The sequence below is a fragment of the Arthrobacter crystallopoietes genome (assembly GCF_002849715.1).
Lineage (GTDB): Bacteria > Actinomycetota > Actinomycetes > Actinomycetales > Micrococcaceae > Crystallibacter > Crystallibacter crystallopoietes.
Window position 1 is genome coordinate 1,459,832 of sequence record NZ_CP018863.1, and the last position, 12,794, is coordinate 1,472,625.

Below are 12,794 nucleotides of genomic sequence, written 5' to 3' on the forward strand. Positions count from 1 at the left end.
CCCTCTCCGCACGGCAAGGCACGCTATACACCTTTCCCGGCATCTTGAAAGAACCCCAACATGAAAAAGCCAATCACCTGGCGCCTTCTGATCCTCGTCGTGGGCACGTTGCTCGGCCTGCTTGCCGGCGCAGGCCTCTCGGCTCCGGCGACCGCGGCTCCTGCCGTTTCTGCCAGCTCGACCTACGATAAGAGTGACGCCGAGCTTGACCTCAAGCTCAACAAAAACGGCAAGTTCAAGGTCGTCGGCGAGGACTTCGAAGCCAAGAAGGTCCACGTCATGGTCGTAAAGATCAACAAACACAAGGACAAGGTCATAGCCCACAAGATCGTCCGGACGGACGACGGCGAGTTCAAGTGGATCGGTAAGAAACTGCGCTGCGGCGACACCTACAAGGCCTTTGCCCACAGCAAGAAGGACGGCTGGGTCGAGAGCGACAAGCTCCGCGTGAAGTGCCGTGACGGCAAGTACTGACAAGTAAATCCTGACTGCTAGCGGAAGCAAGGGGTAAGGGGCCGGACGGCTCCTTACCCCTTCGCCTGTCGCAGCCCGCTCAGCATACGCCGATCCGGCAGCCCTGCCGCCGCAGCACAGGGCCAACAGGACGCACCCCCAGATAGACCGCACCGACAAGCACCCAGCCGGCTCCGAAACTGCCGCTGGCCTCCCAGCAGCACGCCCATCAGCAGCGGTCCGACCGCGCAACCCGCGTACCTGCCGTGCCATTCTCACCGATGAACGGCGAACGGCACGGCAGTCATACCACTTCACCTGGTCTCTTCAAAGGCCCTATTCTGCGCTGTTGAGAATAATCTCAATGAGACACATTAACGGGACGAGGAACTAACGGGGATCCGGGAATGGCACCTTTCGAAAACAAGCTTGCCCGCTCGTCCTAGCAAACGATCCTTAGCTGAGACGCCATGTTTACTCTTGGCCCGTGCGGAAATAGCTCCTTGCAACGCACTCCATGTGGCTCTGCGTTCGCTACACAAGGGCCCTAAGTTAACTCCAAGGGTCCCAGCTTCGCAGTTGATCACGCGCACGATCCATCGCAACTTCCCAGATTTGAGCCTCGGCCCAATCTGGCTTTTTCGGTGCATCCCAAGATGGTAAAGGCCTCGGGCCGCTCGCCCCTTGATTGTCAAAGTTTGCCGCCTGAGCGACGATCCCATGACCCTGGACTTCGACTCCGCTCTTCGTGATCACCCATCCCTCGGTGACAAACTCGAGAAAAGGGTCACCGGATTGCCACGCCGACTCTTCCCCCCGCCGAGCTGAAACCGCATCACGAAGTGCCCGCTGCAGGTGCCTAAAGGCGGGCTCTATTTTCATACGGCGCGTCTCTGCGCCAAATCCTGCCCTCACCATCTCCTCCATAAGTTCATGGAAAATTTGTGCAGGATCCTCGTTTCTATCCCATGACACTATGACTAGGGGTGCACCAATGCGATTACGGGAGGCTTGCACGACGTACTCTACGTCCAAGCCTTCATCCTGGCCGCCTCCCTCTTCGTTTCGCCATCCAGGCCGGAAGCGAAATGTAACCCGTGGTGCAGTGGGTTCGAGACCCGTGGGGACTGTAAGACCTTTTCCAGTAATCGCTCCGATCTCATAAGCAGTTCTGAGCGCGGAGAACACGGAATCATGCGAGGCGTCTTCGCTAAGTGAGGCTATGGTTTCAACATCTGCTTTTTCCTGCTCAGCACGTTGTCTAGTCAGACGTTCTTCCAGATCAGAGATGCGTGCAGAGAGTCTTTCATTAGCTTCGTTCCGAGCAGCAGCAGTTTGAGTAACGGCATTCGTTGCAGCCGCGATTGCAACCTTGCCAGCCTCTTTGACGAAACGACGTTCTAACCAAAACAGCACACCGGCTAACAGAATCGAGGTGCCGACATTGACCAGCACACCAGACCAAAAGCCCGAAAGCGCGTTCTCGTCACTTTGAATAATTGACCAACCCCAGCCGATAGCGGCACATCCGGCACCCGCACAGGCAACGATCCAAATCCAGTTGATTTTTCCGGCTTGCTTCGAACTGCTTTTGAGATTAGAGGTCACTCTTTCAGCTTAGAACGTGGAAACATTCGTCTCGCCCAGAGCAGTACTGGGCGGACGTGGCAGCCGCCGTTAACTGCGCATACGTTTGGTTGGCATCTCTAGGCAAAGCTCGTCATGCTGCGACTAAGGGACTAGATTTCGCAGTGCGGTTCTGCTCCTGATTGTGACGAGAATTCTAGCTCTCAACGGACGACCCGAGCTTGCCTGCACAAAGGATCGTTTTTGATTCCCGACAGGCTCCTCCTCGCACTCGTCGAGCTTGCGCCAAGCAGCAGCTCTTCAAGCCTCTAGTTGGGCAGCACTAGGACCAGCAGCCGCCCTCATCAGCGGTGGCAGTACGGGAACTCCGCTTAGTTCGTCCGTCATCTCATTCGACACGAATATGAAATGCCCGCACAGCTGCTCCGCGATCAAGGGCTTCTCGAATAGTGGCGATACCCGGCCATCCTGTGCCTTACCGGGCCAAACTTATCGTTCGTGAGGCGAAGTCAGTAGAGTGCGATGGCATCTACAACGATGGCCGGACCTGTGATGTGGCTATGGACGTTCTCGGATGGCAGGTCGAGTTCAAACTGTTTCACCATGCCTCTAACCACGTCTTCCACCTGCGTCATGAGCTTGCGCCGCAGAAGGTACTCCCAATCATGCAGCAGCCATGCCTCCGCGCTCAGAAATCCGTCATCGCCGCCGGGCACTAGCGCCGACACAGTACCGAGGACTCGCATATCGCCCTCGACCCTATTCGCGGAGGCTGTACCAATGAAATGGTCGGGACGGACATTCACGTAGACCTTCTGCAGCAGTCGCGATCCGGTCATTTCCAGCAAGATCGGGATAGGCAACAGTTCGTTGCGCAGATACACCTGATTTAACTGCTCGGCCACTGGAAGGTCGTTTGCGTCCAGGTCGAAGATCGCCTCCAGATCGCCTTCGACGGTATCCATGAGCCGGCGGAAGATGAAGAACATTTTCCCCGCCAGACTGGCCGCAGTGATGTAAGTCAGACCTTCAATCTCGACTAGGTCGTCCTTCCCGAGTACAGCATTGCCATCAAGGTTGATTTTGACCGCGTCGGCCTTGATTAACGAGTCAATGACCTTGCTAACTGTGGCCTTTTCCTTCGGCTCCAAGCTATAGCTCGTCTGGTGCTCGACGTCAGTTCCTGCGGAGGCATCTAGCCCGAGACCGGACATACCGATTTTGCCTCCGCCAGTCCGTTTCCGGATGGTCCTCTCTACGATGTCCTCCTGCCGGGGCAACTCGATGTCGTGGTACTCCGCCTGAGCGAGCAAAGTTTCGCTGTCAAGATAAATAGGTGATCTAAGCGCCATAAAGCCATTGTCGCAAGAATCACCGACAATATCCCGATGCCCCCTTCCCCAAAAAAGCATTTATCAGAAAAGCCCGTCACGTGCGATGTTAGTGGCATCTAAAGCCCCTCCAAAGCTCCCTGCCCTGCCAAGGAAACTTGTTAGGAATGCCCGAGGAAGCAGCAGGTTCCAACCAAAATTCTGGAAGACACGACTAATGACCGTTTAATGTCTGATTAATATCGTGCTGCAACTGTTGACTTCGATTGTCGCTTCGTAGTGCTCCATAGCATTGCGTACGGGAACGTGTATTTTTGGCACATGGCTCTAAACGACCCCCTAAGCATTCAGCACATTAACGTCGAGGCATCGCCAGCTACGTCGGAGGCGGTTGAGGATCTGCTCAAAGAGCATTACTACCGTGTAGACCCTGCAGAGTACTTCGAACGTCGGCTGTGGGGCATCATCGCCCTGGCCGAACTCGAACCGGGTTCCATCAAGTGGGACCCTAAGGACACGACCTCTCTGTTCGGACAGTTCAAAGCAATCTTAAGAGACAAGAAGTTTGCGCTAGATGTTCCTCCTGGGACCACTCTTAACAGCAAAACCATGGCTTCGATTGAGTCCTACACCCTGATGCAGCACGTAATCGAAACCGCTCTGCGGCTATTTGTCGCAGGTCAGGAAAGAGTCACAGGGAACAGCCCGATGACCACGCTGTTAAACATGCGACAAGCTGCGGATCTTAGGGAGCCGATAAAGCCTCTCCTTGGCGCGAGAGCTCGGAACGTAGTGGAGAGCGTGATGTTTCCGGCGGAGCTTCACCATGAGGAATCTGAACACTCGAAACAGCTCATGCGACGACACTTGGATTTCCTGACAGCCTGGCTCACGTTCTTTGCCCGGTTTTACTCAGAAGGCGACTTCAACGGCGCCCAGGGGAACAACCAGCTGAAGCACGGGGCCACTACTTCTCCCCGTGATGATCTCGCGGTCGCGTTGCATCTTGCCGATGCTCCACCAAAATCGCTCAGTGCTAAGGAATGGAGTGATGCTTCGGCGATAATCAACGCGGAAGCGATCACATATGTGATGCAGCATCGTGCAGGAAGCAATAAGATTCCTGGATTAATATTGCGAACAGACAATTCCGATCCGGCTACTAATCTGGGAATCAGTCAGGTTGGGATCAGTATCGTAAGGTCGCTATGGCAAATGTCCCGGGTCGTGGCCTACCCTCTCACAGAAGGGAACTACGATTTCGATTACTCCCCCATGCCGGATGAGCTCTTCGCCGCCACTACAAAACCACCACGTTCCATCATGCAAACACTTCTGCAAGCGTCTTCTAAGCCCAAGAAACAATCAGTCACTGCGCGTAGAAAAAAATTGTCCGGAAATCATCGTCGCTGATTTGCCCTTTTTCCGTTACCGCGGCTGCACGGGCATCTATGACGTTCTAAGCACACCCAGTTCTTGGACTGCCTCCAGCCGCATAGCTTGACCATGCCCGGCAGAGAGAAGCGTGGCGGTTCTAGAGCGGCTCATTGCTAGATGTCCGGAATTTTCGCGGTGGTCGATAGGCGCGTGCTAGGCCCGCTAAAAAGCTACTAGATGGACGGTAATACACCTGCCTGTGAGCTTGTGCAACCTGTGCACGATTCATATAGAAGGCAAACTCGCCTTGCACGGGCACGTCAGAGGGGGATTCTGACGCACCGCGATCAAGCATCGCCAATGCCTTTGGGCCAAGGGGCATGAGAATCGCGGTGGCCTCATACAGAGGCACTCGGTGCATGGGGTGCATGTTTGGTCCGATTCCAATTGCCGGACAATCCCCCAAAAGAAACTCAACATCGGTGTCCGTATGATGAACTGACACTCGGCTTCCAGCTAGATAGCGGCGCGTTTCATGAAAGACCTCTTCAATCCATTCTTGGAAGAGCTCGCCCGAAGCTTCGGTTTGATTCAGGTCAGCCAACACCTCGGTTGCGATATTTCCCAGAATGGCAGGAGCATCCAGGTGAAGACCGTGTTTAGCAAGTGCCAACTGCTTCAGCTTGTCCTGGTCCTCAAACACGTGATGCTTTGCCGCTGAGACGGCATTGTCATGGATTCGCCGGCTTTCGATACTGCGTGCGAAATGAAGGGCAACGCAGTCAGCAATGGTTTTATAGTGCTCCGGCGACTGGGCTAGAGTGCCGGCATCCAACGATGTGAACACCGCCGGAAGGTGGCTTTCCACGCTCTGCCAAAGTTCTTCTGCCTCTTGAGACCGGTGCTTCACAAAGTTCGGCACAAATCCAATTGCCTTAGGCGAGCGTTGTTTGGTCCTGCCAGTGGGACTGTCCGATAGACGGTGTGTGGGGTCCGGCGGTATTCATTAGTTGGAGGTTCTCTCGAACCGACCCGCGAAGGTGATCGCGAACGCGTTGAGCGCAGGCTTCCACCTCATCACCCAGCGTGCCCGGCCTCCGCCGGTAGGGTCAAGAGACCTGGTGACCAGGTAGAGGCATTTCAGAGCAGCGGCCTCGTTGGGGAAGTGCCCGCGCGCCCTCACCGCCCGCCGGTAGCGGGCATTGATCGACTCGATCGCGTTCGTCGTGCAGATCACCCGCCGGATCTCCACGTCGTACTCCAGGAACGGCACAAACTCCGCCCATGCGGATTCCCAGAGCTGCACGATGGCTGGATACCGTTGGCCCCACTCGGCTTTGAATTCGTCGAACCTGTCCTTCGCGGCCTGCTCACTGGGTGCGGTGTAGACCGGCTTGAGCGCCTTGACGATCCCGTCGCGGTGCTGCCGGCCGGCGTAGCGGAAGCTGTTGCGGATCAGGTGCACAATGCACTGCTGCACCACCGTTCGCTCCCAGGTGGTCGTGATCGCCTCCGGCAGCCCTTTGAGCCCGTCGCAGACGGCGATGAGCACGTCTTCCACACCCCGGTTCTTCAGCTCGGAGAAGACCTGCAGCCAGAACCGGGCGCCTTCGGCGCCGTCGCCGGCCCAGATGCCCAGGATTTCCCGCTCCCCATTGGTGGTCACGCCCATGACGACGTAGAACGGGGTGTTGCGTACCTGGCCGTCGCGGACCTTGACCACGATCGCATCGACGAAGATCACCGGGTAGATCGGATCCAGCGGGCGGGCGGACCACTCAGCCAGCTCACCGGCGACCTTCTCCGTAATCCGGCTGATGGTGTCCTTGGAGACCTTGGCCCCGTAAACCTCCTCGAAGTGCGCAGCGATCTCCCCGGTCGTCAAACCCCGGGCGCTCAGGGAGAGCACGATCTGATCGATTCCGTCCAAGCGCCGTTTCCGCTTGGGCACGATCACCGGCTCGAAGGATCCCTCACGGTCCCGCGGCACCTCGATCTCCACCGGCCCGATCTCGGTCAATACGGTCTTGGATCGGGTGCCATTGCGCATGTTGGCCGCGATCGGAGTCTCGCCGTGCTCGTGGCCGAGGTGCTCGGTCAGTTCCGCTTCCAGCGCAGTCTCGAGCACGTTTTTCGTGAGCTGGTTCAGCAGACCGCCGGGGCCCACCAGGCTCACGCCCTGTTCCTTGGCCTGCGCGAGCAACTGCTCGGCGAGCTCCTTCTGATCGATGATCTCTCCCGTCACGGGATCGATCATCGCCTCTGTCATCTCGGTCGTGAACTCTGACACGCCCGTCTCCTTTCGGATTAGGCCGGGCCATCACACACCGTTCTTCTTACAGTCCCTAAATAACGGCGCATATGACAGGTCCCTGCTATTGGGAGTCTCTCTCAATTGGTTTGAGCGGCTGTAGCAGCGGTCATGGAGGGAGCTACGTCAAAGCAGCTTGAGCCTTTCGTTGGGGCGTGCAGGAGCACGGTCCGAAGGTTCACCAGGCAGGGGACGCCTAGCCATAAAGTTTGAGGGGAAAATGGATTCCATGAGCACGACCACGGCACAGAAGAAGATCACGGCCACCACGGCTGAGGAAGCGCAGCGGTTACTCGACATCGTGGTGGATGAACTGCGGCGCCTTGCCGTAGCGGAGGGAACGCATGGCATCTTGGTCACAAAGACCGGACCGGGTCAATTCTCCGTCGAGCTGAGCGAAAACGTGCCGTACGGCATCACAGAAGAAGCCATAGCGGACCATACTGACGTCTGAACAGCTCCTGGTTAGAGGACCTCCGCAGCCAAGCTTCTCGAGGCGCAGAATGTCACGCTGCCGTCCATATACTCAGGCCGGCGCTGCTCGGCGTCGACGTCCTGCACGAGGAGGCTTTCACTGCTTCTGACGTGCGGGAGTTGCCGGGCAATCTTGGATGCGGCGCCGGTTGATGTAAATACCCAATTTCGGGGTTGTTGGCTTGTTTTGGCAGGCCTACTGTTACAGACACACCGCAGAAGCACGGTGTAGGGGCAAGCTCTTTGGGGAGGGCTTCACCAGTTGAAGCAAACTGGAACTGCGTAGATAACGAGCCGGTCCGGGTGATGCCGCGACCGGTCTTCGCGCAACACGAAACGGCACGCGAGGATGCGCGCCGGGGGCCTGTGCCGTTTTCAGGGAAACGAGGCGAACGCCCGAGGGGTTCGCTGTGCCCGGCAAAAGCCAGGAAGTAAAAAAGTCATCATGAAAAAGTCAATTACGTGGCGCCTGTTTACTCTGATCACAGGTACGCTGCTCGGACTCCTCGCGGGACTGGGAATTGCAGCACCAGCCAGCGCAGAGAGCGGATCGGCCACCGTTGCGGATAAACCTGACAGAGATCATAGACGCGATAGGGACCGTGATCATCGGGATTGGGACCGGGATCGGGACAATCGCGACCGTGATCATCGGGACCGTGACCGGGACCGGGACCGCGACCGGGACCATCGTGACCGGGACCGGGACCGCGACCGGGACCATCGTGACCGGGACCGGGATCGGGATCATCGCGACCGTGACCGCGACCGCGGTAATAACGATGCTGATTTGGAAATCGACAGGCTCGGTAACAGGGGTGTCGAGGTTACTGGCGAAGACTACGAAGAGGACCAAAGGGTAACCGTCTACCTCGTCCGTAACGGTCATGTCGTAGAGCGGGAACGCGTTTGGCTGGACGATGGTGACGAAGACTTCACTGTCGAGTTCCGTGACCTGCGTTGCGGCCGTTACGTGGCCTTCACCCATAGTGATGAGGAAGGCTGGGTCCGTAGCGACGATTCGGTCCGGATCTGCAACCGCGACGACAACGGCAAGCACTAACCGGGATCGAACGAGAGCACAGCGCGTGAGGGTGCGGGTGGAGGACCGGGCGATCGCCGCGGTCCTCCACTCTTGTCGGCCGGTAAACCCCGTGAGCTGAAGACGGGAGCCCACCAACGTTGGGCCGGATGCGCCTGGTTTAGTCCACGGTCGTACCGGGCACCAGCGTTTCGATAGCATTGATCAGGATCCGGCAGGCTGTCTCGACGACATCGGCTGTCACGTTCAGCGGCGGCAGCATACGGACTACGCATCCGTTCCGGCCGCCGGTTTCGAGGATCAGTCCGAGGCGAAGCACCTGTTCCTGGACCGAGAGCGCCAAGTCGCCGGCTGGCGTCCCGGTTGACGGGTCCTGCAGCTCGATGCCCCACATCAGTCCCCGGCCGCGGACCTCGCGTACCCACGGCAGCGACTCGAGCGGAGCAAGGAGGCCGGCTACCTGCTCCCCGCGTTCGCGGACGTTGTCCAGCACTCCGTCCCGCTGGATGATGTGGACGGCTTCTGCTCCGGTGGCGAAGGCCAGCTGGTTGCCGCGGAAGGTTCCGGTGTGGGCTGCGGGTGCCCAGGTATCCAGGGAAGCCTCGTACATGATCAGGGCTACCGGGGTGCCGATGCCGCTCAATGCTTTCGACGCGATGATGACGTCCGGTTCGATCCCGTACTGCTCGAAGGCGAACCAGGTTCCGGTCCTGCCGCAGCCGGTCTGTACTTCGTCGACGATGAGCGGGATCTCCAGCTGCCGCGTCAGTTGCCGCAGCCGCTGGACGAACTCGAGCCGGGCGGGGATCACTCCGCCTTCGCCCTGGATCATTTCCACGATGACCGCGGCCGGAAGCGGGATGCCGCCGTTGCTGTCATGGAGGGAGTTCTCCAGGTAGCCGATGCAGTTGATGGCACAGGTCTCGGGGCTCAGGTTCACGGGGCACCGCGAGCAGTAGGAGTAGGGGAAGAAGTGCACTCCGGGCATGCCGTTGGCTACCGGCCGCTTTTGCTCGACGAGGCCGGTCAGGGCCATGGCGGCGGCGCTGCTGCCGTGGAAACCGCCTTGGAAGGAGATGATTTCGGAGCGTCCGGTCGCTGTCTTGCACAGTTTGATCGCTGCGTCGACGGCATTCGCCCCGGTCGGTCCGCAGAAGTGCATCTTCATGCGGTCCCGCATGCCGAGCGGCAGCATGGACAGCTGTGCTTCGATAAAGGCGTCCTTGACCGGGGTCGGAAAATCCAGTCCGTGGGCCAAGGTGCCCAGTTGGCGTCTGGCGATCTCGACGAGTTCCGGGTGGTTGTGACCGAGTGAGAGGACGCCGGCGCCGGCAAGGAAATCGATGAAGACGTTCCCGTCGAGGTCACGGACAAATGATCCTGCGGCGTCGGCGATCGCGATCGGCAGGTGCCGGGGGTAGGCGCGCGCATTCGACTCGCGCTTTTCCTGCCGGGAGAGCAGTTCGGCCGATTTCGGTCCGGGCAACGGGCCCGTAACGGAAGGGCGGGTGTAATTCAGAGGTTCCATTTGCAGGGTCATGATTGCTCCGATTGCAGGGCCAGGTGTTTCACTGGGCAATTTGAACGACGGCAGGTGGTGCGGGGACAGGGATGGTCACGGGTGCGGTAGCGGGCTCCCATCCGAAGGTCCGGCGGACGGCCAGGACGGCAGCGTCGAGGAGGTCGGCGCGGGTCAGCACGCTCAAGGTGAAGTCCGAGGTGGATATGAGGTTGATGGGTATGTCTGCGTCCGTGAGCGCCTTGAAGAAGCGGTAGGTCACCTCAGGGTCCAGACGCATGCCGGCGCCGGTGAGGGAGAGCTTGCCCATGTGCTCATCACAGTGCAGGGTGCTGAAGCCGATCGTTTGCCGCGCCGCCTGGAGGGCCTGGCAGGCGGCGGGCGCTTCCGTCGCCGGTAGTGCCAGGACGATGTCCTTGTAGCCGGCCACGGCAGAGACGCTCTGGCCCACCATGTCGGCAACGGAACCAGCGGTGGCAAGGGCAGCGAAGACTTGGGCGGCTTTGCCGGGAACGTCCGGAACCGATTCGACCCGGATGCTGGCAGTGCTGTTTTCATAGTCGACGGCGGAAATTACCGGGTGTTCGGTGAAGCCCCCCGGTGCCAAGCCAGCGCGACCGCCGTCCGGGACCACGAGCGTTCCGTTGGAGTGGGTAAAGGACGAGCGGACATGCAGGAGGACACCGAAACGGCGGGCGTATTCCACGCACCGTGCCTGGAGTACCTTGGCGCCGCAGGCGGCGAGTTCCAGCATTTCGGCGCTGGTGATGACATCAACCTTCCGGGCGGTGGGCACGACGCGGGGGTCTGCGCTGTAGACGCCGTCGACGTCCGTGTAGATTTCGCAGACACCGGCACCCAGTGCGGCGGCAAGCGCGATGGCGGTAATGTCGGAACCGCCTCGGCCCAGGGTTGTGGTTTCCTTCGAACCTACGCCTGTCCCCTGGAAGCCTGCCACAATGGGAATTTCGCCGCGGGCCAGGACGGTGCGCAGTTCCCGCGGATCTACGTCGACAATGTGCGCTTTGCCGTGAACGTCGTCGGTCTTGAGGCCGGCACGGCGGCCGGTGAACAGTTGCGACGGAACGTTCAGGTTGGCCAAGGCCATCCCCAGCAAAGCGATGGAAATGCGTTCGCCGGTGGTAAGCAGGAAATCGAGATCGCGTGGTGCCGGTGACGCTGAAACGGTGGCCGCGAGGTCCAGCAGGTCGTCTGTGGTGTCCCCCATGGCCGAGAGCACCACCACAACGTTGTGCCCGGCTGCCCGGGTTTCCAGAATCCGCCGTGCGGCGCGTTTAATGCCGTCTGCATCGGCGATAGATGAACCTCCGAATTTTTGTACTACCAGGTCGAGTGAATCAACGGGTCCAGATGCCCTGAGCGGGCTGATTTTTTGCCGCCGCGGTGTTGAGGTGAGACCCAGCATCCCCCCACCGTGGGCCGATTGACGGTCCATGATGCCTCCCTTTGCTGACAGCATCAGTTGACTGCAACCGCTGTTATCCGTTTGTTACTGCCTCGTCACGAAATCGGATAAGTTCCAAGAAAGCTTGGATTTTTCTTGAACCTTGGGCTTTCCTGAATGCACTTGCACCATTCATTGACAGGGAATGGCGCTTTGGCGATGCTGAAGGTTCCAAGCGGTGGGGCCCGCGAGGGGAGCTGCGGCCGGACGGTCCGGCCGGCTCTTTTTGGAGTGGGACTGTGGGGGTCACTACGGCTATGGCTACCGATCGTATTTGGAAATTGCAGCTGTTGGGCGGATGGCAGCTGTATCGCGGAGACCAACCGGTCAAAGTGGCCCCGCGCCAGCAGCGCCTTATCGCCGCTCTGGCGTTGTATGGCGGGCAATCGCGAAGGTTTCTGGCCGGCCTGCTATGGCCCGACAGCCCCGAGCGCCACGCGTTCGGCAATCTGCGGGAGAGTGTCTTCGTGGTGAACCGCGATCTGCCGAAGCTCCTGGCACCAACGCAGGATCCTTTGGATCTGGTTGCGCGGGTGCAGATTGACGTCCGGGAGATCAGGGGGCAGGCATCCCGCGTGGAAGAACAGACCGATTCAGAACTCCAGAGCATGCTGGAATCCGTCCTTGAGGCTGAACTGCTACGTGGCTGGTATGAAAACTGGATCATTTCGGAACAGGAGCGTTGGCAGCGTTTGCGGCTCTCCGTACTCGAACGGCTGGCCAAGCAATTCCTGCTGCAGGGAACGATCGAGCAGGCGGTGGAAGCTGCTCGTGCCGCCACGACCATTGACCCGCTTCGCGAAAGCGCGCAACGGCTCTTGCTCCAGTCTTACCTGGCCGAGGGAAACCAGGCGGAAGCACTGCGCGCCTACCGGTCTTTTCAGATCAGGCTCCGCCAGGAGTTCGGGGTTGCCCCCTCGCCCGTTACTGAAGACTTGGTTAGCCCGCTCCTGATGAACGGATCCGACGGGTAACAAGCTCGGCGGCAGCAGCGGACACGGATAGTTCCGGATCAAGCTCCGGCGGTCAGGGAGTCAGGGCCGCTGCCCGGGCCAGTACGAGCCTGCCGCGAAATCCACTTCCGGAAAAACCGGCAACAAATGGCAGCGGATCGGCCTCCACGACGCCGCCGGAACGGCCATCCGTAGCCAGAACACCCGCCACGCCGCCCCAAGCCCTCGGGCGTCCAGCATTCCATCCTCGTCACGTTGTTGCACATCCTTGGCTGGAACGCT

11 protein-coding genes are annotated in these 12,794 nt (G+C 59.3%); 4 read left to right on the top strand and 7 right to left on the bottom strand.

All coding sequences use genetic code 11. The features are described 5' to 3' along the window. Positions 1-60 precede the first annotated feature (60 nt). Positions 61-474 (top strand): hypothetical protein, encoded by a 414-nt coding sequence (locus AC20117_RS06990; RefSeq protein ID WP_074700342.1) that lies wholly within the window; start codon positions 61-63, stop codon positions 472-474. Between the two features lie 531 nt (positions 475-1,005). Here AC20117_RS06990 and AC20117_RS23240 read toward each other — a convergent pair. Both AC20117_RS23240 and AC20117_RS06995 read right to left on the bottom strand, forming a co-directional pair. Next, positions 1,006-2,061, bottom strand: a complete 1,056-nt coding sequence (locus AC20117_RS23240; protein WP_139186767.1) for a hypothetical protein — start codon at positions 2,059-2,061, stop codon at positions 1,006-1,008. Between the two features lie 488 nt (positions 2,062-2,549). Beyond that, entirely contained in the window at positions 2,550-3,392 is an 843-nt protein-coding gene (locus AC20117_RS06995; protein WP_074700340.1) for a DUF6414 family protein, read from the bottom strand. A gap of 300 nt (positions 3,393-3,692) precedes the next feature. Between AC20117_RS06995 and AC20117_RS07000 the strand changes: the two genes are divergently transcribed. Further along, positions 3,693-4,784 carry a hypothetical protein gene (locus tag AC20117_RS07000; RefSeq protein WP_074700339.1) on the top strand — a complete coding sequence of 364 codons (1,092 nt, stop codon included), beginning with the start codon at positions 3,693-3,695 and terminating at the stop codon, positions 4,782-4,784. A 121-nt stretch (positions 4,785-4,905) separates the two neighbouring features. Here AC20117_RS07000 and AC20117_RS07005 read toward each other — a convergent pair whose 3' ends face one another. Both AC20117_RS07005 and AC20117_RS07010 read right to left on the bottom strand, forming a co-directional pair. Next, positions 4,906-5,670: a DUF4238 domain-containing protein gene (locus AC20117_RS07005; RefSeq protein WP_074700338.1), complete on the bottom strand. Its 765-nt coding sequence runs from the start codon at positions 5,668-5,670 to the stop codon at positions 4,906-4,908. Positions 5,671-5,754: 84 nt separating this feature from the next. Beyond that, positions 5,755-7,005 carry an IS256 family transposase gene (locus AC20117_RS07010; RefSeq protein ID WP_418202253.1) on the bottom strand — a complete coding sequence of 417 codons (1,251 nt, stop codon included), beginning with the start codon at positions 7,003-7,005 and terminating at the stop codon, positions 5,755-5,757. A 283-nt stretch (positions 7,006-7,288) separates the two neighbouring features. Here AC20117_RS07010 and AC20117_RS07015 point away from each other — a divergent pair, with 283 nt between their 5' ends. Continuing rightward, positions 7,289-7,513, top strand: a complete 225-nt coding sequence (locus AC20117_RS07015; RefSeq protein ID WP_139186766.1) for a hypothetical protein — start codon at positions 7,289-7,291, stop codon at positions 7,511-7,513. A 474-nt stretch (positions 7,514-7,987) separates the two neighbouring features. On the opposite strand, the gene AC20117_RS07020 is transcribed toward AC20117_RS07015, so the two are convergent. The 3 genes from AC20117_RS07020 to AC20117_RS07030 form a co-directional block, all read right to left on the bottom strand. After that, positions 7,988-8,593, bottom strand: a complete 606-nt coding sequence (locus AC20117_RS07020; protein ID WP_139186765.1) for a hypothetical protein — start codon at positions 8,591-8,593, stop codon at positions 7,988-7,990. Between the two features lie 142 nt (positions 8,594-8,735). Beyond that, on the bottom strand, positions 8,736-10,115 hold the full coding sequence (locus tag AC20117_RS07025; RefSeq protein ID WP_074700335.1) for an aspartate aminotransferase family protein: 1,380 nt from the start codon (positions 10,113-10,115) through the stop codon (positions 8,736-8,738). A 28-nt stretch (positions 10,116-10,143) separates the two neighbouring features. Further along, positions 10,144-11,520, bottom strand: coding sequence for an aspartate kinase (locus AC20117_RS07030; RefSeq protein ID WP_101632558.1), 1,377 nt, complete (start codon positions 11,518-11,520; stop codon positions 10,144-10,146). A gap of 296 nt (positions 11,521-11,816) precedes the next feature. Here AC20117_RS07030 and AC20117_RS07035 point away from each other — a divergent pair, with 296 nt between their 5' ends. Beyond that, on the top strand, positions 11,817-12,533 hold the full coding sequence (locus AC20117_RS07035; RefSeq protein ID WP_074700334.1) for an AfsR/SARP family transcriptional regulator: 717 nt from the start codon (positions 11,817-11,819) through the stop codon (positions 12,531-12,533). The last annotated feature ends 261 nt before the right edge of the window (positions 12,534-12,794 follow it).

Excerpts from the sequence above, each read along its gene's own strand:
- AC20117_RS07025 (WP_074700335.1), bottom strand. The coding sequence starts at position 10,115 with ATGACCCTGCAAATGGAACCTCTGAATTACACCCGCCCTTCCGTTACG.
- AC20117_RS06995 (WP_074700340.1), bottom strand. The coding sequence starts at position 3,392 with ATGGCGCTTAGATCACCTATTTATCTTGACAGCGAAACTTTGCTCGCT.
- AC20117_RS07010 (WP_418202253.1), bottom strand. The coding sequence starts at position 7,005 with ATGATCGATCCCGTGACGGGAGAGATCATCGATCAGAAGGAGCTCGCC.
- AC20117_RS07000 (WP_074700339.1), top strand. The coding sequence starts at position 3,693 with ATGGCTCTAAACGACCCCCTAAGCATTCAGCACATTAACGTCGAGGCA.
- AC20117_RS07035 (WP_074700334.1), top strand. The coding sequence starts at position 11,817 with ATGGCTACCGATCGTATTTGGAAATTGCAGCTGTTGGGCGGATGGCAG.
- AC20117_RS06990 (WP_074700342.1), top strand. The coding sequence starts at position 61 with ATGAAAAAGCCAATCACCTGGCGCCTTCTGATCCTCGTCGTGGGCACG.
- AC20117_RS07030 (WP_101632558.1), bottom strand. The coding sequence starts at position 11,520 with ATGCTGGGTCTCACCTCAACACCGCGGCGGCAAAAAATCAGCCCGCTC.
- AC20117_RS07015 (WP_139186766.1), top strand. The coding sequence starts at position 7,289 with ATGAGCACGACCACGGCACAGAAGAAGATCACGGCCACCACGGCTGAG.